The organism is Phaeobacter italicus (assembly GCF_019801785.1).
Lineage (GTDB): Bacteria > Pseudomonadota > Alphaproteobacteria > Rhodobacterales > Rhodobacteraceae > Phaeobacter > Phaeobacter italicus.
In genome coordinates this window covers 212,450-230,152 of record NZ_JAHVIJ010000002.1, presented here as the reverse complement: position 1 = coordinate 230,152, position 17,703 = coordinate 212,450, and the positions used below count along the sequence as shown (strand labels likewise).

17 protein-coding genes are annotated in these 17,703 nt (G+C 60.2%); 11 read left to right on the top strand and 6 right to left on the bottom strand.

All coding sequences use genetic code 11. From position 1 onward, the window contains the following. The first annotated feature begins 2 nt into the window (after positions 1-2). The 3 genes from KUV39_RS05520 to KUV39_RS05510 are packed head-to-tail and all read left to right on the top strand — an operon-like array spanning position 3 to position 3,588. Positions 3-1,031 (top strand): ABC transporter permease, encoded by a 1,029-nt coding sequence (locus KUV39_RS05520; protein WP_008560625.1) that lies wholly within the window; start codon positions 3-5, stop codon positions 1,029-1,031. Further along, the gene (locus KUV39_RS05515) at positions 1,028-2,182 is read left to right on the top strand and encodes an ABC transporter permease (RefSeq protein WP_008559301.1); all 1,155 of its coding nucleotides are present in this window, start codon (positions 1,028-1,030) and stop codon (positions 2,180-2,182) included. Before KUV39_RS05520 ends, KUV39_RS05515 begins: the two co-directional genes overlap by 4 nt. 41 nt (positions 2,183-2,223) lie before the next feature. Further along, complete coding sequence (locus KUV39_RS05510; protein ID WP_222459177.1) at positions 2,224-3,588, top strand: CoA transferase; 1,365 nt, start codon at positions 2,224-2,226, stop codon at positions 3,586-3,588. A gap of 19 nt (positions 3,589-3,607) precedes the next feature. Here KUV39_RS05510 and KUV39_RS05505 read toward each other — a convergent pair whose 3' ends face one another. Next, the gene (locus KUV39_RS05505) at positions 3,608-5,941 is read right to left on the bottom strand and encodes a mechanosensitive ion channel domain-containing protein (RefSeq protein ID WP_222459176.1); all 2,334 of its coding nucleotides are present in this window, start codon (positions 5,939-5,941) and stop codon (positions 3,608-3,610) included. Positions 5,942-6,354: 413 nt separating this feature from the next. On the opposite strand from KUV39_RS05505, the gene KUV39_RS05500 reads away from it, so the two are divergent. The 7 genes from KUV39_RS05500 to KUV39_RS05470 are packed head-to-tail and all read left to right on the top strand — an operon-like array spanning position 6,355 to position 12,878. Then, the gene (locus tag KUV39_RS05500) at positions 6,355-7,566 is read left to right on the top strand and encodes a glycosyltransferase family protein (protein ID WP_222459175.1); all 1,212 of its coding nucleotides are present in this window, start codon (positions 6,355-6,357) and stop codon (positions 7,564-7,566) included. After that, positions 7,563-8,810: a glycosyltransferase family 4 protein gene (locus tag KUV39_RS05495; RefSeq protein WP_222459174.1), complete on the top strand. Its 1,248-nt coding sequence runs from the start codon at positions 7,563-7,565 to the stop codon at positions 8,808-8,810. The genes KUV39_RS05500 and KUV39_RS05495 overlap by 4 nt, the downstream gene beginning before the upstream one ends. After that, on the top strand, positions 8,807-9,925 hold the full coding sequence (locus KUV39_RS05490; protein ID WP_222459173.1) for a glycosyltransferase: 1,119 nt from the start codon (positions 8,807-8,809) through the stop codon (positions 9,923-9,925). Before KUV39_RS05495 ends, KUV39_RS05490 begins: the two co-directional genes overlap by 4 nt. After that, a complete protein-coding gene (locus KUV39_RS05485) occupies positions 9,922-10,509 on the top strand; it encodes a histidine phosphatase family protein (RefSeq protein ID WP_168613565.1) in 588 nt (195 codons plus the stop codon). Before KUV39_RS05490 ends, KUV39_RS05485 begins: the two co-directional genes overlap by 4 nt. After that, the gene (locus KUV39_RS05480) at positions 10,506-11,642 is read left to right on the top strand and encodes a glycosyltransferase family protein (protein ID WP_222459172.1); all 1,137 of its coding nucleotides are present in this window, start codon (positions 10,506-10,508) and stop codon (positions 11,640-11,642) included. The genes KUV39_RS05485 and KUV39_RS05480 overlap by 4 nt, the downstream gene beginning before the upstream one ends. Then, positions 11,639-12,397 carry a polysaccharide deacetylase family protein gene (locus KUV39_RS05475; RefSeq protein WP_222459171.1) on the top strand — a complete coding sequence of 253 codons (759 nt, stop codon included), beginning with the start codon at positions 11,639-11,641 and terminating at the stop codon, positions 12,395-12,397. The genes KUV39_RS05480 and KUV39_RS05475 overlap by 4 nt, the downstream gene beginning before the upstream one ends. Position 12,398: 1 nt before the next feature. After that, positions 12,399-12,878 carry a class I SAM-dependent methyltransferase gene (locus tag KUV39_RS05470; protein WP_222459170.1) on the top strand — a complete coding sequence of 160 codons (480 nt, stop codon included), beginning with the start codon at positions 12,399-12,401 and terminating at the stop codon, positions 12,876-12,878. A 70-nt stretch (positions 12,879-12,948) separates the two neighbouring features. Here the strand turns inward: KUV39_RS05470 and KUV39_RS05465 are convergent, their stop codons facing one another. After that, positions 12,949-14,091, bottom strand: coding sequence for an alpha-D-ribose 1-methylphosphonate 5-triphosphate diphosphatase (locus KUV39_RS05465; RefSeq protein ID WP_222459169.1), 1,143 nt, complete (start codon positions 14,089-14,091; stop codon positions 12,949-12,951). A 52-nt stretch (positions 14,092-14,143) separates the two neighbouring features. Between KUV39_RS05465 and KUV39_RS05460 the strand changes: the two genes are divergently transcribed. After that, positions 14,144-14,827: a DUF1045 domain-containing protein gene (locus KUV39_RS05460; protein ID WP_222459168.1), complete on the top strand. Its 684-nt coding sequence runs from the start codon at positions 14,144-14,146 to the stop codon at positions 14,825-14,827. Here the strand turns inward: KUV39_RS05460 and phnN are convergent. From phnN to KUV39_RS05440, 4 genes are read right to left on the bottom strand one after another with little or no spacing between them, the layout of a single operon-like run. Beyond that, positions 14,809-15,381, bottom strand: a complete 573-nt coding sequence (gene phnN, locus KUV39_RS05455) for a phosphonate metabolism protein/1,5-bisphosphokinase (PRPP-forming) PhnN (RefSeq protein ID WP_046210641.1) — start codon at positions 15,379-15,381, stop codon at positions 14,809-14,811. The two genes, KUV39_RS05460 and phnN, sit on opposite strands and share 19 nt — an antisense overlap. Then, a complete protein-coding gene (phnL, locus tag KUV39_RS05450; RefSeq protein ID WP_222459167.1) occupies positions 15,378-16,061 on the bottom strand; it encodes a phosphonate C-P lyase system protein PhnL in 684 nt (227 codons plus the stop codon). Before phnL ends, phnN begins: the two co-directional genes overlap by 4 nt. A 9-nt stretch (positions 16,062-16,070) precedes the next feature. Beyond that, positions 16,071-16,841: a phosphonate C-P lyase system protein PhnK gene (gene phnK / locus KUV39_RS05445; protein ID WP_222459166.1), complete on the bottom strand. Its 771-nt coding sequence runs from the start codon at positions 16,839-16,841 to the stop codon at positions 16,071-16,073. Beyond that, positions 16,841-17,698, bottom strand: coding sequence for an alpha-D-ribose 1-methylphosphonate 5-phosphate C-P-lyase PhnJ (locus KUV39_RS05440; protein WP_050672859.1), 858 nt, complete (start codon positions 17,696-17,698; stop codon positions 16,841-16,843). The genes phnK and KUV39_RS05440 overlap by 1 nt, the downstream gene beginning before the upstream one ends. Positions 17,699-17,703: the final 5 nt, after the last annotated feature.

Sequence of the window (17,703 nt, the reverse complement as noted above, 5' to 3'; positions counted from 1 at the left end):
TGATGGAGATCCTGCGCTACGCCATCTATCGGTTTGGAACCATGCTGCTGACCTTGCTCGTGGTTTCGGTGCTGATCTTTGTCATCATCAACCTGCCCCCTGGCGACTACTTGTCGAACCAGATCGCGGAACTGCGGGCTTCAGGCCAGTCATCTGGCGTGGAAAAGGCCGAATTCCTGCGTAAGGAATACGCGCTGGATAAGCCACTATGGCAGCAATACATGATCTGGATGGGGTTCATGCCCGGCCCGCATGGGTTTTCCGGCATGATCCAGGGCAACTTTGGCTGGTCCTTCGAATTTGACCGCCCAGTGGCCGAGATCGTTGGCGAAAGCCTATGGCTTACTGTTTTGGTCAATGTAGCTGCGGTTCTGTTTGTCTACCTGGTCGCGCTGCCTCTGGGTGTTCTGGCCGCTGCGCGCGCCCGAACCTGGGTGGACTACACATCGGCCTTTGTTGGCTATCTGGGCCTTGCGACACCGAATTTCCTGCTCGCGTTGATCCTGTTCTACTACGGCCACAAATACTTCGACTTGCCCATCGGCGGCTTGATGGATCCCGCGATGGAAGGCGAGCCGATGAGTTGGGAAAAGGTGAAGTCCATCCTGATCCACTTGATCGTTCCGACATTTGTGATCGGCACATCAGGCGCCTCTGCCATGATGCAGCGGTTGCGCGCCAATATGCTGGATGAACTGGGTAAACCCTATGTGGAAACCGCAGTTGCAAAAGGCATGTCGCCCTCACGCATGCTGACAAAATATCCACTGCGCGTGGCCTTCAATCCTTTTGTCGCCGATATCGGAAACCTGCTACCTGCCATGATCTCAGGGTCAGTTTTGGTGTCCGTGGTTCTGGGACTGCAGACAATCGGCCCCACCTTGCTGACCGCGCTCAAGACCCAGGACATGTTCCTGTCAGGTTTTGTTTTGATGTTTGTCGCCCTGTTGACCCTTATCGGAACCATGATTTCAGATGTATTGCTCGTGATGCTGGACCCGCGCATCCGCTATGAGGAACGCCAGCGATGAGCACCCAGCCAGATAACCGATTTGTCGATACGCGCCCCTACGACCCCAATGCAGCCCTGCAGGAGCTGGAGCGCAAGGATCTGGATGCGCCCAACTGGGTATTGATCTGGCGAAAATTCAAGACGCACAAGCTGGGGCTCACATCAGGTGTCTTCCTGCTTGTCTGCTATCTCCTGCTGCCGGTTGTGGGTTTCATCGCCCCCTATGGACCGAACGAACGGGACAGCGAACATATCTACTCTCCACCGCAGTCAGTGAATATCTTTCACAATGGCGAGCTGCGGGCGCCATTCATCTATCCGATGACGTCCGAGGCAGATCTGGAAACCTTTCAATGGGTCTTCAAACCCGACCTGGAGAACCCGCAATCTCTGCAGTACTTTTGTGAAGGTGCCACCTACAAGATTGCCGGCCTGATCGAGTCGAACACCCATCTGTTCTGCGCCCCCGAAGGCGCGACATTGTTTCTGTGGGGGTCGGATCGGCTGGGCCGGGACGTCTTCAGCCGCATCCTTTATGGGGCACAGTTGTCTTTGACCGTCGGTCTGATCGGGATCACTGTTTCCTTCGTGCTTGGGATCTTCTTTGGATCGTTGGCAGGTTACTTCGGGGGGAAACTGGACTGGACCATCAACCGCATGATCGAGATCCTGAGGTCGCTGCCAGAGCTGCCTTTATGGCTGGCGCTCTCGGCTGCGGTGCCGTCCAACTGGTCGCCCGTCGCGGTCTTTTTTATCATTTCGGTGATCCTTGGCATTTTGGATTGGCCCGGCCTCGCACGATCCGTGCGCGCCAAGTTCCTGTCCTTGCGGGAAGAGGAATACGTCCGCGCCGCAGAAATGATGGGGGCCTCCTCCGGGCGGGTTATACGTAAGCATCTGCTGCCAAACTTCATGTCCCACCTGATAGCATCTGCGGCACTGTCCATTCCTGCGATGATCCTTGGGGAAACTGCGCTGTCCTTCCTCGGTCTTGGTCTTCGTGCCCCGGCGGTGAGCTGGGGGGTCATGCTGAATGATGCCCAAAACCTTGCCTCAATTGAGATCTATCCCTGGACGGCGATTCCGATGCTGCCAATCGTCGTTGTGGTCCTCGCCTTCAACTTCCTCGGTGATGGCCTGCGGGACAGTCTTGATCCGTATCAGCACTAGGCATTTCAAGCCGCCCCTGCCCCGTAACCATCGGAGAGCACATGCAGAACCTTGCAATTCCACAAGGCGTTTCAGTCGTGACCCCTGCCCGCTGGGCAAGCTGCTATGCCGTTGACCAACTGGCAAACCGATCGGTTGCGGCAGTTGGAGATGCGCTGGCTGAGCTGATGGTGGCGACGGCTCTTTGTTCCGAACGGCCCCAGATCACGGTCGACCAGCGGCTCACAGCGCTCTGGTTCAAATACAGCTTCCGCCCGAGCGGGTGGGAGATGCCTGCGCTTTGGGATCCGCTGGCAGGAGATTACCCGACGCAGGACGGCTGGATCCGTCTTCATACCAACCTGCCCCATCACCGTGACGCCGCCCTCCATGCGCTTGGCTGTGAGGCCCGGCCAGAGGCTGTCAGGACGGCCGTTGCAGGATGGGGCTCCGATGCGTTGGAGCACGAAGTGGTCAAGCACGGCGGCGTGGCAGCCGCCATGCGCAGCGAAGCCGCTTGGGCCGCCCATCCACAAGGGCAGGCCGTTGCAAAGGAGCCGCTGATTGCGTGGCAAGATCCGCGCCACATCGCATTGCGTCCACGGCCAGAGGCAACCCCTGCCCGCCCGCTGGCAGGGTTACGCGTTCTGGACCTGACCCGTGTCCTGGCCGGCCCTGTCGCGACGCGCACCCTTGCCGGTTTTGGCGCCACGGTTTTGCGAATTGATCCGCCAGGCTGGGACGAACCCGGCGTCTTGACCGACGTCGCCCTGGGCAAACATATGGCCGCACTGGACCTGAGGACCACCGATGGAAAGACGACACTGGAACGCTTGCTGAGCGAGGCCGATGTTTTGGTCCACGGCTACCGACCGGGAGCCTTGGACGCGTTGGGGTTCACAACAGAGACACTAAGGCAGATTGCTCCGCACCTGATTGACGTGCGCCTGAATGCCTATGGCTGGACTGGACCTTGGGCCAAGCGGCGTGGGTTCGACAGCCTCGTACAGATGAGCAGTGGCATTGCGGATCGCGGACGCTACTGGGCGGCAGGCGCCACCGCGCCACCCAGCGATGCCCGCCCCAATCCCCTGCCGGTACAGGCGCTGGACCATGCCACGGGCTATCTGATGGCCGCCGCCGTGCTGCGTGCGCTTGGCTCGGCGGCACGAGGCGACAAGGTGGCTGATGCGCGACTTTCCCTTGCGCGAACGGCCCAAGCGCTGAAGGATCTGAGTAGCGGACCCGATGACGCCACAGGCGCAGTGCTGACAGGGGCTGAAGACCGAGACTACTGCGAGGAAACGGAAGACACCAGCTGGGGTGCAGGCCAGCGGCTACGTTCCCCTCTCACCGTCGGGTCCGCATCGTTGCTCTGGGATCATCCTGCCAAGGCTTCGGGCTCGGCAAAGGCGCGGTGGCCCTAGCCACCACGCCATACGGTTCTTAGCGGTCGTCCCCACCACCGTCATTGAAATCCATCAGATCCTCGTCGATCGCCGCCTGAACAGCGCCTACCGCCAGGTCTTTCTTGTCCTTTGGCGCGTCACCCGCTTGATCCTCCGCCAGTCGAACCGTGACCTCACGGTGGGCGAACTTGATGCCTTCACGCGCAAACAGATCCCGGATTTCCTGGAACACCTTCTTGCGGACCAACCACTGGTCACCCGGCTTGGTCATGAACTTGACGCGGATAATCATTGCCGAGTCCTGCATCTCGATCACGCCCTGAGATTTCAGAGGCTGAATGAAGGTGTCCCCAATCACGGGATCATCCAAGAGCTCCTGGCCGAGTTTCTTGATGAGCTTACGAACCTTTTCGACATCGGTGTCATAGGTCACCCGCAAAGGCAGCTTCATCATCACCCAGTCCCGCGAATAGTTCGTCAACACCCGGATTTCCCCAAACGGGATGGTGTGCAATGCGCCAAGGTGATGGCGCAGCTGGAAAGATCTCACTGAGATCCGCTCAACGGTGCCTTTCACGTCCCCAATGTCGATGTACTCGCCCTTGCGAAAGGCATCGTCCACGAGGAAGAAGGCTCCGGAAAAGATATCCCGCACCAGAGTTTGCGAGCCAAAACCAACGGCCAGACCGACAACACCCGCACCGGCAAACAGCGGGCTGACATTGATCCCCAGTTCAAGCAGAACGATCAGAATTATCGACACCACGACCACGGCAAGGATGGCACCGCGAAATAGCGGCAGCAGCGTGGCCAGTCGGCTGGCGCCTCCCGCACCGCCTTCGTCGCCCAGTTCTCCAACCGGCATGTCGCCGACCTCTTCGTCGATCTTGCTGTCGATCCAGATGCGCGCCATGTGGTAGACGATATACCCGATGAAGAGGATGACGATGATATCGCGAACGCGGTCCACCCGGCTGTCCTCCATCCAGGCTGAATCCGGATTCCAGATCCCGATCAGGGCAAAGAAGCCAACCGTAAATGCCAAAATCCCCGCGATCCTCCGGGCCAGATCTTCGTAGGTGCTGATCGGGTGGCGAACGGGTTCCGGGGCCATTTCAGCCTCGTCTTCCATGTCGTCATCAGTTTCTTCACCGTCCTCAGAAGGCGCGATCACAGGCAGTTTGGAACGGTTGAAATAGCGTTCAATGACATAGTTGATGATGCCATAAACCACGAGGATCGACGTCAGAACGGAATAGGTTCCCGCCATCAACGGCAGCGACATATCGCGTTCCAGAACCAGATCGAATGCCAGCTCCAGCCAGCCAAAGGTGATGTAGACAACAACAGCCGGCGCCCAGGCCAGCGAGAGAAAGCGCACCAGCCAGGAACAGTCTTCCTTGCTGCGCCCGGCCCGGATGGCATTGGAAATCGCACCAGCATTGACAACAACCATCAACAGGTTGCCGAATGTCCCGACCAGGGCAAGCACGCCATAGACCAATGCGTAGACATTGTAGTTCAGGCCAAAGTCACCCACCCAGGTCGCAAAGAGAACCGAACAGATATCGTATGTCGCAAGGGCAGATGCCCAGAAATACAACTTGCGTGCATCCCCGTCCGAAAAGATCGGAATCCGGTACTGGCTCAGATAGGGGGACAGCACCATCCGCCACAGATCCGACACCGTGCGTGACAGGAAAAACGCGGTGTAGATTGCCGTGACCGTGAACTGCACCGAGGAATTCTCGGACCTGCCAAAGATCAGGTACGAGGTCAGCAAGGCGAACACCATCGCAAAGATGGTCCCCCCCACACCCATCAGAAAGCGGAAGACCAAGAAAGGCATCTTGTCCTCGTAGCCTTCGGGGGCTTCCTTGATACGCGCCACTACATGGCGCTTGGCGATCCGCTTGCCGTAGATCTCGACCGAAAGCCAACGCCCGATGAAGAGGAACAACAGGCTCCAGCCGAGGACTTTGACATATGTGATGATGCGTCCATCGGGGCTGGTTTGCCGCAGGATATACTGCACTTCAAAGATGGAATAAGGCATCGCCTCCAGACGGCTGCGCAGGGCTTCGCCGAACTGATCTACCTCCGACTGCGCTTTCATCAGGGCAGAGGCACCCTCCATCTTGTCGGTCCCGGGAACGACGTTTGCGTCGCTTGGCGTGTCGCCCGCACCGACCAACTGGCCGCGGCTGTCGACAATGATGACACCGACACCACTGTCGGCTGCCTGTTCAATGGCCTTGGCGAGGGGATCAGCTTCGCTGCTGCTTTGGGCTATCGCAGACCCGCCAGTCGCAGCCGCCAGCACGAGCGCAACAAATGCAGATATCAGAAATCGTGAAACAAACTGCAGCACCAAAACGCGCCCTCCCCTATCTGTCTTGTCTTTCACCAAGTCAGCAAAATCCCCAAAATATCAAGCCTGAGGGTCGAAATGGCAGCTCTGCACCACAAAAAGGCGAGGATTGCAGCGCTTGATTGCAACTGACCGTGCCCCACGCTATAGAAAATCAGCGTGACTATGAGCAGGTTTAGACAGCTTCGGGGCCATCCGTGCCACCACGTTGTTTGCCTCCTGCACGTAGACGCAGTGATGACCAGTGCCTTGGCCCTTTGCGTGTCAGGCCGCGCAACCTGAGGCGAGACCATGCTGAGGCGGAAGACAGCCGAGCAGACACGCACCCCCGCAGGCTCTGCGGACCTGTTGCGATGGGTCCAGCAAAATGCACAGTGGCATCTCTCCCCTCTTTCACAGACGCAGGCCCCGCAATGACAAGCAACGCCCCCAAGAGCGCAACACGCGGTGCGCGCGTCATGCTTTATAGCCACGACACCTTTGGTCTCGGCCATCTGCGTCGCTCGCGCGCGCTTGCCAGTGCGATCACGTCAGCCGATCCAAGTGCGTCCGCACTCATCCTGACCGGCTCTCCGGTTGCTGGCCGGTTTGCGTTTCCCTCGCGGGTGGACCACGTGCGTCTGCCCGGCGTCATCAAACGGTCTGACGGGTCATACGCCTCGCGGACCATGGGCATGTCGATTGAAGAGACCACGACGCTGCGGGCCGAACTGATCCGCTCTACCGCCCGCCAATACGCACCTGACGTGCTGATCGTGGACAAGGAGCCAACCGGTTTTCGCGGCGAATTGCTGCCAACCCTGCAAGATCTGCAGGAATGTGGTGGCACACAGATGGTGCTTGGGTTGCGCGATGTTCTGGATGAGCCGGATGTTCTTGCCGCCGAATGGCAACGCAAAGACGCGGTTTCCGCTACAGAAACCTACTATGACGAGATCTGGGTCTATGGCACCCGCTCGGTTTATGATCCGACTGCGGGCCTGCCGCTCAGCCCCGAGGCCCACGCGCGGATGCACTGGACAGGCTATCTGCGCCGGGATCTGGGGGAACTGGGCACCCCACCTGAACAACCGTATGTTTTGATCACTCCCGGTGGTGGCGGTGATGGGGCAATGATGGTCGATCTTGTCCTGACCGCATATGAACGTGACCCCGACCTCGCCCCGCGGGCGATGCTGGTTTACGGCCCGTTCCTGTCGGGTGACACCCGAACTGAATTTGAAACTCGCGTCGCTGCGCTCAATGGGCGGGTAACGGCCGTTGGGTTTGAATCCCAGATCGAAACCTTGTTTGCCGGGGCACAGGGTGTTGTCTGCATGGGTGGCTACAACACGTTCTGCGAGGTTCTGTCGTTTGACAAGCCCGCGGTGATCGTGCCGCGCACAACCCCGCGTCTGGAACAATGGATCCGCGCCAGCCGGGCCGAAGAACTGGGTCTGACTGCAATGCTGGACGAAAACCGTGATGGCTGGACCCCCGAAGCAATGGTGCGTGCCATCCGCGCGCTCGCAGACCAGCCACCGCCGTCTGCTGCTATCCCGGACGGGCTGCTGGACGGGCTCGACTACGTGACAGACCGCGTGGATGCATTGCTGCACGCCCAAGCCGGAAAGACCACGAAATGACCAACCAAGGCCGCCCCCCTCTTGCCGTCATCGTCAAGGGCTGGCCCCGTCTGTCAGAGACCTTTATCGCCCAGGAGCTGGTCGCGCTTGAGGATGCAGGGCAGAGTTTCGAAATATGGTCGCTGCGCCACCCAACTGATCGCAAACGGCATCCACTACATGATCGCCTGCAGGCAGCCGTGCGCTATCTGCCGGAATACCTCTATCAAGAGCCGGACAGGGTCTGGGCCGCACGGCAGAAGGCCCACAAGATGCCCGGCTACCAGACGGCCTATCGGATCTGGCGAGAGGATCTGCGTCGCGATCCCAGCCGCAACCGCATTCGCCGCTTTGGTCAGGCCTGTGTTCTGGCAGCAGAGATGCCGGATGAGGTGCTGGGGCTTTATGCTCATTTCCTGCACACGCCCTCCTCAGTCGCCCGATATGCCGCCATCATGCGGGGACTACCATGGAGCTTTTCCGCCCACGCCAAGGACATCTGGACCTCTCCGGAATGGGAACTGCGGGAAAAACTGTCTGCCGATCACCACGGCGCAGTTTTTGGGGCAACATGCACGGGCTTTGGCGCAAAACACCTGCAGGACCTCGCGGACCGGCGTGATCGGGTCGATTTGATCTACCATGGACTGGATCTCAGCCGCTTCCCTGCTCCGCCACAGCGCAAGTACCGCGCGCCGGGTGATCCGCTGCATCTGATGTCGGTCGGTCGCCTGGTTGAGAAAAAGGGCTTTGATCGGCTGATCGGTGCTCTGGCTCTGCTGCCTGCGACGCTGGACTGGCACTGGACCCACATCGGAGGTGGGGACATGGGAGATCTGCTGCAGGGCATGGCCGAGGATGCTGGCGTTGCAGATCGGATCACCTGGCGTGGTGCCTGTGATCAGCCCGAAGTCATCGCAGCGATGCGCGCCTCGGACATTTTTGTTTTGCCCAGCCGCATTGCCAAGGATGGTGACCGTGATGGTCTGCCCAACGTCCTGATGGAAGCGGCCTCTCAGCGGCTCCCCATTCTTTCGACTGCCGTTTCGGCCATCCCGGAATTCATCGACAGTGGCACTCATGGGTTGTTGAGCGACGACAGCCCAGACGCGCTGGCAGAGGCGATCCTCTACCTGAGCCAGAACCCCGAAACTGCAGCAGATATGGCCGAAGCCGCCCTGATGCGTTTGCGCCGGGATTTTGGAATGGACCCAGGCATTGCCCGTCTGTCCGAACGTCTCACATCCATGATGCAGCGCGCATGAAAAATGGCGCGGGCCACAGGATTGCCTTTTACGCGCCGATGAAATCTCCGCGCCACCCCGTTCCTTCTGGTGATCGGGAAATGGCGCGCAATCTGATGACCCGGTTGGAAGCAACGGGTGCTGCAGTCAGCCTCTGCAGCGAGCTACGCATATTCGACAAAACCGGCTCTGCCCAAACCCAAGAGACGCTGCGCGCAAAAGCCCAAGCCGAAATCGACCAGATCCTCACGGAACTGAGCAACACACCACAGGAAACACGCCCACAGCTTTGGCTCACATACCACAACTACTATAAGGCGCCGGATCTGATCGGCCCGGTCATCGCTAAACAGCTCGCCATTCCATATGTACAGGTTGAATCGACCCGTGCTCGCAAGCGGTTGACCGGACCGTGGTCTGGGTTCGCACAGGCTGCCCATCAGGCGGCAGATGCGGCAGATGCGATTTTTTATCTTACTGAGCAGGATCACGAAACGCTGCTACGGGATCGTGCCGGGCAACAGCGCCTGATCCATCTTGCCCCCTTTCTGCCCTACGACCACCTCCCGAAACAAAGTGACCTTACCGGGCCGATGTTGGCTGTGGGGATGATGCGCGCAGGGGACAAACTTGCGTCATATGCGCTCCTTGCCGAGGCTCTGACGACCCTTCAAGAAGACTGGTCGCTACAGATCGTCGGTGACGGCCCTGCCCGTTCTGAGGTCGAAGCACTGATGGCAAAGTTCGGCCCGCGGGTGCAGTTCTTGGGCCAGCTTGACCGTGACGCCCTGCAACACGTCTACGAAAGCGCCAGCCTGTTCGTCTGGCCCGGCGTGAACGAGGCCTTCGGCATGGTCTATCTGGAGGCGCAATCTCATGGCGTCCCGGTCCTGGCACAAGACCGACCTGGGTTGCGGGATGTGGTTGCGCCATGGAGCGATCCATACATGATGCCCAAACCTGATCTTGGCGCCGCCGCTTATAGCGCAGCCCTGCGCCTGGCACTGGCCGATCCCGCCAAACGGCGCAGTCAGGCCGAGCGATCGAGACAACGCATAGCAGCGCGCCACCTTGCCCCGGCCGCCACCGAAACCCTGTGGCACACCCTAACCCAACTGATGGAGCAGACACCATGATCCGCCTTGCCCTCTTGCGCCACGGCCACACACCCTGGAACCGCGCAGGCCGCATTCAGGGGCGCAGCGATATCGCGTTGGACGAAGATGCCCGCGCCGAGCTCGCGGCCCAGACCCTGCCCACTCCCTGGGACAAGGCCGAACTCTGGGCCAGCCCTCTGATGCGGGCCGCAGAAACCGCAGAACTGGTCGCAGGCCACGCGCCCAAGACCTCCGCCGCTCTGATTGAAATGAACTGGGGGGATTGGGAAGGCAAACAAGGTGTCGACCTCAAGGCCGATCCTGACAGCGGGTTTCGCGATATCGAGGACTGGGGCTGGCACTATCGCCCACCCAATGGCGAAAGCCCGCAGGATGTCTGGGACAGGATCGAGCCCTGGCTCGCAGGCCTGACCCGTGACAGCGTAGCAGTCTGTCATATCGGCATCATGCGTATGATCCTGGCCAAGGCACATGGCTGGAATTTTGACGGGCCCGCACCGTTTCGGATCAAACGAAACCGGCTGTTCATCGTGGAGCTGGACGGCAGCAGCCTCCGCCCTGTCGAAGAGCCCGTGCGCCTGCTGAAGCGGGACGCTTCATGAACGTCCTGATCGCTGTGACCCACCTCTTGGGCACCGGGCATCTGGCCCGGGCCCTGACACTTGCGCGCGCTTTTGTTGCCCAGGGTCACAAGGTGCAGATTCTGTCAGGAGGCGGCCCCGCGCCCCAGCTTGACCACTCCGGTGTGGATCTCTTGCAGCTGCCGCCGCTGCGATCGGACGGGGTGGATTTCACCCGCCTCCTCACGCCGGATGGCAGTGTCGCGGACGAGTTTTACCACCACTCCCGGCGCGACATGGCCTGCGCAGCGTTGCAGACCATGCAGCCAGACGTCTTGATAACCGAGCTCTACCCCTTTGGGCGGCGCAGTCTGCGAGCTGAGTTCAATGCCCTGCTTGAGGCCGCACATCGCCTGCCCCGTCGCCCGATCGTGCTCGCCTCTATCCGCGATATTCTGGCGCCACCCTCCAAGCCCAAAAAGGCAGAACAGGCCGAAGAGATCATCTCGCGCTATTATGACGGCGTTCTTGTGCATTCCGACCCCCAAGCCACCCGGCTGGAGGTGTCCTGGCCCGTTAGCCCGGCCCTTGCTGCAAAATTGCATTACACCGGCTACGTTGCCCCCGCAGCGCCGACACCTCATCCGGATGGTGCAGGAGCAGGCGAAATTCTGGTCAGCGCAGGGGGCGGCAGCGTTGGTGATGCGCTGTACCGTGCGGCAATCGAGGCCTCCACCTTGCGGCCTGATCTGACATGGCGTCTGCTTGTCGGCGGGGCGGATGCCAAGTCGCGGATTGATGATCTGAAAGACCCGACCGCCCCCGCTATTCTGGAACCGGCCCGCCCGGATTTTCGTCAGATGCTGTGCCACGCCAAAGCCTCTGTCAGCATGTGCGGCTACAACACCGCATTGGACCTGCTGCAGACCGGATTGCCCGCCGTCATTGTGCCCTTCGATGCAGGAAACGAGGTCGAGCAATCTCTGCGCGCCCAAAGCCTCGCGCCGCTTGACGGGTTCGCGGCGCTGCGCGCCAAGGATCTGACGGGCAAGACCCTTTGCCAATCGCTGGACAGCGTGCTCGCAGCCCCTGTGCGGAACTGCGACAGCTTCCGGTTTGACGGCGCCGTCCGAACGGTAGAGATTGCCGCCAACATGGCACAGGAGCGCGCATGACACCGGACTGGACTGCTTTGGATCAGGAGCTTGCTCGCTGGCAGGAGGCGGGGATGACCCTTCCGATCTGGTGGCGCGATGACGACGCGATTGCCCCGACACCACAGTTGGAGCAGTTGTTGGCTTTGTCAGAACAGCTTTCACTTCCCGTTCACCTTGCAATCATCCCCCGTGACGCGACGCCCGAACTTGCAAAGCGCCTGTCAGGAACTGCTGCTGCAATTCCGGTTGTGCACGGCTGGGCTCATGAAAACCACGCCCCCCCCGACCAGAAGAAATCCGAATTCGGTGCGGATCGGGTGGTGGATGACGCTCTTGATGACGCAGAGCGTGGCCTGAAAACGCTGGAGCGTCTCTTTGGCTCAGGGCTGCAACCGATGTTCGTCCCCCCTTGGAACCGCCTGTCAGAGGATCTGGAACCGTGGCTTGCCGGGCTTGGCTATAGCGCGCTGTCGACCTTTACCCCCCGCAGCCAGGCCAAGGCGGCTCCGGGGCTCTTGCGGGTAAACACGCATCTTGACCCGATCGACTGGAAGGGAACCCGTTCACTGGTCGCGCCTGCCCTCTTGCTGTCTCAGCTGGTCAAACAATTGGCCGATCGCAGGCTTGGTAAGGCCGACAATGATGAGCCCTATGGCATCCTCACCCACCATCTTGTCCACGATGACGCCATCTGGGCCTTTTGCGAGGATCTCTTGCGTCGCCTGCTGGCAGGCCCTGCCCGGCCCTGGGTGTTTGAAGAAAGGAAAAGCTGACATGAGCCGACTGGATTCCATGTTGCGTCGACTGACAGCACAACGCGACGGTCTCAACTGGGCAGCTGCACAAGTCGCCGACCTCAAAGGCGATGTTCTTGATATCGGCCTGGGCAATGGGCGCACCTACGATCATTTGCGCGAAACACTACCCGACCGCAGGGTTCGCGTCATTGACCGGGTGCTGCAATGTCATCCCTCCTGCGTGCCGCCGGAGGCGGATTTCCTACAGGGTGAGGCCCGCCCGATGCTGGAACAGCTTGCACAGGAAAACAAACCTGTTGTGCTGGCCCACTACGATCTGGGATTTGGTGTCAAGGAAAAGGATGTGGCAGAAGCCGCAGCGCTCTCTCCTGCGATTGCAGCAGTGATGGCGCCAGGTGGCATCATCGTCTCTGGCCAGCCACTCGTCGGGTTTGAGGAGCTGAGCGGCCCAGAAGGCATCCCGCCGGGTCGCTATCTTTTTTATCGCGCAGGCTAGTCCGCGGTCGAAAAATTCAGACGCCCCGGCCAAAGGTTCGGGGCGTTTCTTGTTTCAGCTTTCGCAGCAATCAAGCCACCCGATTGCCACGCGACCAGACTGCCCGCAGTGCAGGAACTCCGGCCCGCATACGGAAACGGATCAAATCTGCGCGTTTCCCGATGTCGATCCGTCCGCGATCTGCCAGTTTCACAGCATCCGCAGGTGCTGCGGTGACTGTTGCCAGCCCTCTGGCCATATCGCCCCAGATCTCGCCCAGCTGCGCTGCGGCCAGCAGCAAAGCCGCAGGCACGTAGTCAGACGACAGGATATCGAGCAGTTCCAGCTCGGCCAGCTCACGTGCGGCGACGTTTCCGGAATGGGACCCGCCACGAATGAGGTTGGGCGCCCCCATCATGACCTTGATCTCATGGTCGTGACAGGCGCGCGCGGCCTCAACCGTTGTTGGGAACTCTGCCAGATGGATGCCGTGCCCGGCGGAAACTGCGACCTGCGCTTCGGTCGTGTCATCGTGGCTTGCCAGGACAGCACCAAAACGACGCGCAGCCTTGACTGCCTCCACCTCGTGCAGATCGCCATAGGTGTCCCGCATTCGCTTTAGCCCAGCAACATGCGCCTTGAACCCCTCGTCATCGAACCCGTGCTTGCCTTTGACGTAGGCTTCCAGTTTGGACATGTCGCGAAACTGACGCTGGCCTGGTGTGTGATCCATCAAAGAAACAAGCCCCACGCGATCGGCATCACCAAACTCATCCAGTTCGGCTACCAGCGTCTCTGAACAGACCTCCGCGCGCAGATGTAGGAAGTGGCTGATTTTCAACGCATCCTGGTGCCTCAGCTCCAGCAATTCGCTTGCAAGGCTTCGGGCATAGGCGCCGTAGCGGGACTCTGCGGCCTTGATCGACCCCACCCGCATCGCATCAAACACCGTCGTGATTCCGGTGCCGGCCAGTTCCGCATCATGGGCAATGATGGCAGCGGCATGGGGCCAGTCGACCTTTGGACGGGGCTGGATGTGACGTTCAAGATTGTCGGTGTGCAGCTCTACCAGACCGGGACTGACATAGTCCCCCTCCATGTCCACAGCACCGGCAGGGACGGAAGTGCCGTCAGCAATATCGGTGATCAGCCCATCTTTCAGCGTGATGGAACCTGTACGGGTCTCTCCCGGCAGAACAAGCGTGGCATTGGCAAGGATCAAAGGTTCTGTCATCTGACTTTCACACGATTTGAGCTATAGAACGGGCCACACCTAGGAGGCCATTGTGACATTCACGCGATACGCGATCTATTATGTGCCGCCCAAACAGGCGGAATGGAGCCGATTTGCATCCAGCTGGCTGGGCTGGGATCTGCATGAGGGGCAACCGCTGGATCACCCGACGGGCACCGATCTGGATGTGGCGGCCATTGCCGAGGTGCCGCGCAAATACGGGCTGCACGCGACGATCAAACCGCCGTTTCGGCTGGCTGCAGGCATGAGTGCCGATGGATTGGCAGACCGTTTTGCCGATTTCGCGGCGCAGACCGCACCGGTCACGTTGGAAGGGCTGTCGCTGACCCGGCTTGGCCGTTTTCTTGCGCTTTGCCCGACCGGGGATCAGCTGGCGCTGAACAGGCTGGCATTCAACTGCGTGCGGGATCTGGACGAGTTTCGCGCTCCTGCCTCGACGGCAGAGCTGGAAAAGCGGCGCGCAGGTGGTCTGAGCGCGGCGCAGGAACAGGCGCTGGTGTCCTGGGGCTATCCCTATGTTGGCGACAGTTTCCGCTTTCACATCACGCTGAGCGGCAAACGCCCGAAGGCCGAATTGCCGGCAATCGAAGCGTTCCTGCAGGAACGTCTGCTTCCCGAAATTCCGACACCTCTTGTCATCGATGATCTCGCCTTGGTCGGCGAAGACAGCAACGGTCGATTCCACCTTATCCATCGTCAGGCCCTCTCTGGCTGAAGCCAGGGGGTCAGGGCCGCCTCGGCGGCCGCTACTGCGGCGTCAAGCGGGCCGCTGTTGTCGATCTCGACCACATGCAGGAGCCCCGCAGGGAGCGGCGTCGACGCGCGGGCAAGCCTACGCTCGACCTCCGCACGATCTTCGCGCCCGCGCGCATTCAGCCGGGCAGCCAATACCTCTGGCGTGGCTGTTACCGACAGCACAATCAATGTGCTGAAAACATCCTGCGCCTCCAAAAGCGCTTTGCGGGACAGGTTGACGACGACGCCGGATGCCGAGCGGCGCAAGACGTCAATCTCACGCGGGATCGCATAATAGAGCCCATGCGCCTGCCAGTGCAGCGCAAAACTGCGCTCAGCACAAAGGTCTGCAAACTGTGTCTCGCTCACAGCCACATAGTCTTCGCCCCCAAGCTCCGGTGCGCGGGTGATGACCCGGCGCTGTTTCTTCAAACCGGGAATGCGTGTCAGCATCGCATCCATCAGGCTGTCTTTGCCGACACCGGATGGCCCAACAACTGCGATGACTGGCGCTTTGACGGGTCGCGGGCTCATGCTGCAACCTTTGGAGTGAAGGCCGACACATCAACACATCGATCGCAGACCTGCTCGCGCGCAGCCTCGTCGTGGAAAATTCCGATGATGGCGGCACCGCGCGCCTTGGCTTCCTCGATCAACCGCAGAACCGTAGCTCTGTTCTGAGCGTCCAGACTGGCGGTCGGCTCATCCAGCAGCATTGCCGGATAGCTATGTGCAAATCCCCGCGCGATATTGACCCGCTGTTGCTCGCCGCCAGAAAACGTCGTCGGGCTCAACTGCCACAGCCGTTCCGGGATGTTCAGCCCTGCCAACAACGTCGCGGCGCGGTCCCGCGCGGCATCAGGCGCAACGCTCACCGCAAGCAGAGGCTCTGCCACGACATCCAACGTCGGCACCCGTGGCACGACGCGCAAGAACTGGCTCACATAGCCAAGTGTCTCGCGACGCAACGCCAGAATGTCACGCGGCGCCGCCTTGGCGACGTCGACGCCACCCACCATCACACGGCCGGATGCTGCGAGGTAATTTCCATAAATCACCCGCATCAGGGTCGATTTCCCGGCCCCCGAGGCACCGGTCAAACCAATGCACTCTCCCGGCGCGACGCTGAGACTTGCCCCCTCCATCACCGGGATGACGGCGCCGCCCTGATTGTGCAGGGTAAAGCTCTTGCTCACGTTTTGTAGTTCAATCATCTCGGATCCTCAGACCTGAAGAACGCTGGAAACCAGCAACTGGGTGTAGGCGTGCTGCGGATCATCCAGCACCTGATCGGTGAGACCGGTTTCCACGACATGGCCATCTTTCATCACCATCAGCCGATCCGCCAAAAGACGCACCACCGCGAGATCATGGGTCACGATGATCGCGCTCAATCCCATTTCGCGCACAAGGTTACGCAGCAGATCCAAAAGCCGCGCCTGAACCGAAACATCCAGCCCGCCCGTCGGCTCATCCATAAAGACAAGCCGCGGCCCGGTGACGAGGTTGCGGGCAATCTGCAATCGCTGCTGCATCCCACCGGAGAAAGCGGAAGGGCGATCATCAATCCGACTTTCGGCAATCTCGACACGGCCCAGCCAATCGGCTGCGCGGGCGCGGATGTTGCCATAGTTGCGATCCCCCACTGCCATCAGCCGTTCCCCGATATTGCCACCAGCTGACACAGACATCCGCAACCCATCGCGGGCGTGCTGATGCACAAAGGCCCAATCCGTGCGCCCCAACATGCGGCGTGCCGGTTCGGACATGGTCATTGTGTCCACAGGCCCGTCTGCCCGGGTGTCAAAAATCACTTCGCCGCGATCCGGTGTCAGATGCCCGGCCATGCTGTTCAGCAGCGTCGATTTGCCCGACCCGCTTTCCCCAACGATGCCCATGACCTCGCCCGGATAAAGGTCAAAGCTCACATCCGTGCAGCCAATCCGGGCACCATACATCTTGGCCAGGTTCTTTACTTGCAACAGCGGCGTCATCACGCGGCCTCCTCACTCAGGCGACCCATATGGCCCGCATCGCGCCGGGACCGGCAATAATCCGTATCCGAGCAGACAAACATCCGGTTCCCCGCATCATCCAGGATCACCTCATCCAGATAGCTGTCCTCTGCCGCGCAGAGATCACAGGGATGATCGGCCTTGCTGGCCTCGAACGGGAAATCCTCAAAATCAAGCGAGACGACCTCGGTGTAAGGCGGCACTGCATAGATCCGCTGTTCACGTCCCGCGCCAAACAGTTGGATCGCAGCCATGTTCATTTTCGGATTGTCGAATTTCGGGATCGGCGAGGGGTCCATCACATAGCGACCCGCGACCTTCACCGGATACGCATATGAGGTGGCAATGGCGCCATGCTGGCTGATGTCTTCGTAGAGTTTCACGTGCATCAGCCCATATTCCTGCAAGGCGTGCATCTTGCGGGTTTCAGTTTCACGCGGCTCAAGAAAGCGCAGCGGCTCCGGGATCGGGACCTGATAGACAAGGATCTGATCCTCACTCAGCTCGGCCTCCGGAATCCTGTGCCGGGTCTGGATCACACTGGCCTTTTCGGTTTCTTCGGTGGTGGCCACGCCAGCGGTGTTTTCAAAGAACTTGCGGATTGAAACCGCATTCGTGGTGTCATCGGCACCCTGATCAATGACCTTCAGCGTATCATCCGGTGTCAATGTCGCAGCCGATACCTGCACGCCCCCCGTGCCCCAGCCGTAGGGCATGGGCATTTCACGGCTGGCAAAAGGGACCTGATAGCCCGGCACCGCCAGCCCCTTCAGGATTGCCCTGCGGATCATCCGCTTGGTCTGTTCGTCAAGATAAGCAAAGTTGTAGTCAGACATCTTGG

Excerpts from the sequence above, each read along its gene's own strand:
- KUV39_RS05470 (WP_222459170.1), top strand. The coding sequence starts at position 12,399 with ATGAGCCGACTGGATTCCATGTTGCGTCGACTGACAGCACAACGCGAC.
- KUV39_RS05500 (WP_222459175.1), top strand. The coding sequence starts at position 6,355 with ATGACAAGCAACGCCCCCAAGAGCGCAACACGCGGTGCGCGCGTCATG.
- phnK (WP_222459166.1), bottom strand. The coding sequence starts at position 16,841 with ATGACGCCGCTGTTGCAAGTAAAGAACCTGGCCAAGATGTATGGTGCC.
- phnL (WP_222459167.1), bottom strand. The coding sequence starts at position 16,061 with ATGATTGAACTACAAAACGTGAGCAAGAGCTTTACCCTGCACAATCAG.
- KUV39_RS05475 (WP_222459171.1), top strand. The coding sequence starts at position 11,639 with ATGACACCGGACTGGACTGCTTTGGATCAGGAGCTTGCTCGCTGGCAG.
- KUV39_RS05515 (WP_008559301.1), top strand. The coding sequence starts at position 1,028 with ATGAGCACCCAGCCAGATAACCGATTTGTCGATACGCGCCCCTACGAC.
- KUV39_RS05480 (WP_222459172.1), top strand. The coding sequence starts at position 10,506 with ATGAACGTCCTGATCGCTGTGACCCACCTCTTGGGCACCGGGCATCTG.
- phnN (WP_046210641.1), bottom strand. The coding sequence starts at position 15,381 with ATGAGCCCGCGACCCGTCAAAGCGCCAGTCATCGCAGTTGTTGGGCCA.
- KUV39_RS05520 (WP_008560625.1), top strand. The coding sequence starts at position 3 with ATGGAGATCCTGCGCTACGCCATCTATCGGTTTGGAACCATGCTGCTG.
- KUV39_RS05495 (WP_222459174.1), top strand. The coding sequence starts at position 7,563 with ATGACCAACCAAGGCCGCCCCCCTCTTGCCGTCATCGTCAAGGGCTGG.
- KUV39_RS05465 (WP_222459169.1), bottom strand. The coding sequence starts at position 14,091 with ATGACAGAACCTTTGATCCTTGCCAATGCCACGCTTGTTCTGCCGGGA.
- KUV39_RS05485 (WP_168613565.1), top strand. The coding sequence starts at position 9,922 with ATGATCCGCCTTGCCCTCTTGCGCCACGGCCACACACCCTGGAACCGC.
- KUV39_RS05510 (WP_222459177.1), top strand. The coding sequence starts at position 2,224 with ATGCAGAACCTTGCAATTCCACAAGGCGTTTCAGTCGTGACCCCTGCC.
- KUV39_RS05440 (WP_050672859.1), bottom strand. The coding sequence starts at position 17,698 with ATGTCTGACTACAACTTTGCTTATCTTGACGAACAGACCAAGCGGATG.
- KUV39_RS05490 (WP_222459173.1), top strand. The coding sequence starts at position 8,807 with ATGAAAAATGGCGCGGGCCACAGGATTGCCTTTTACGCGCCGATGAAA.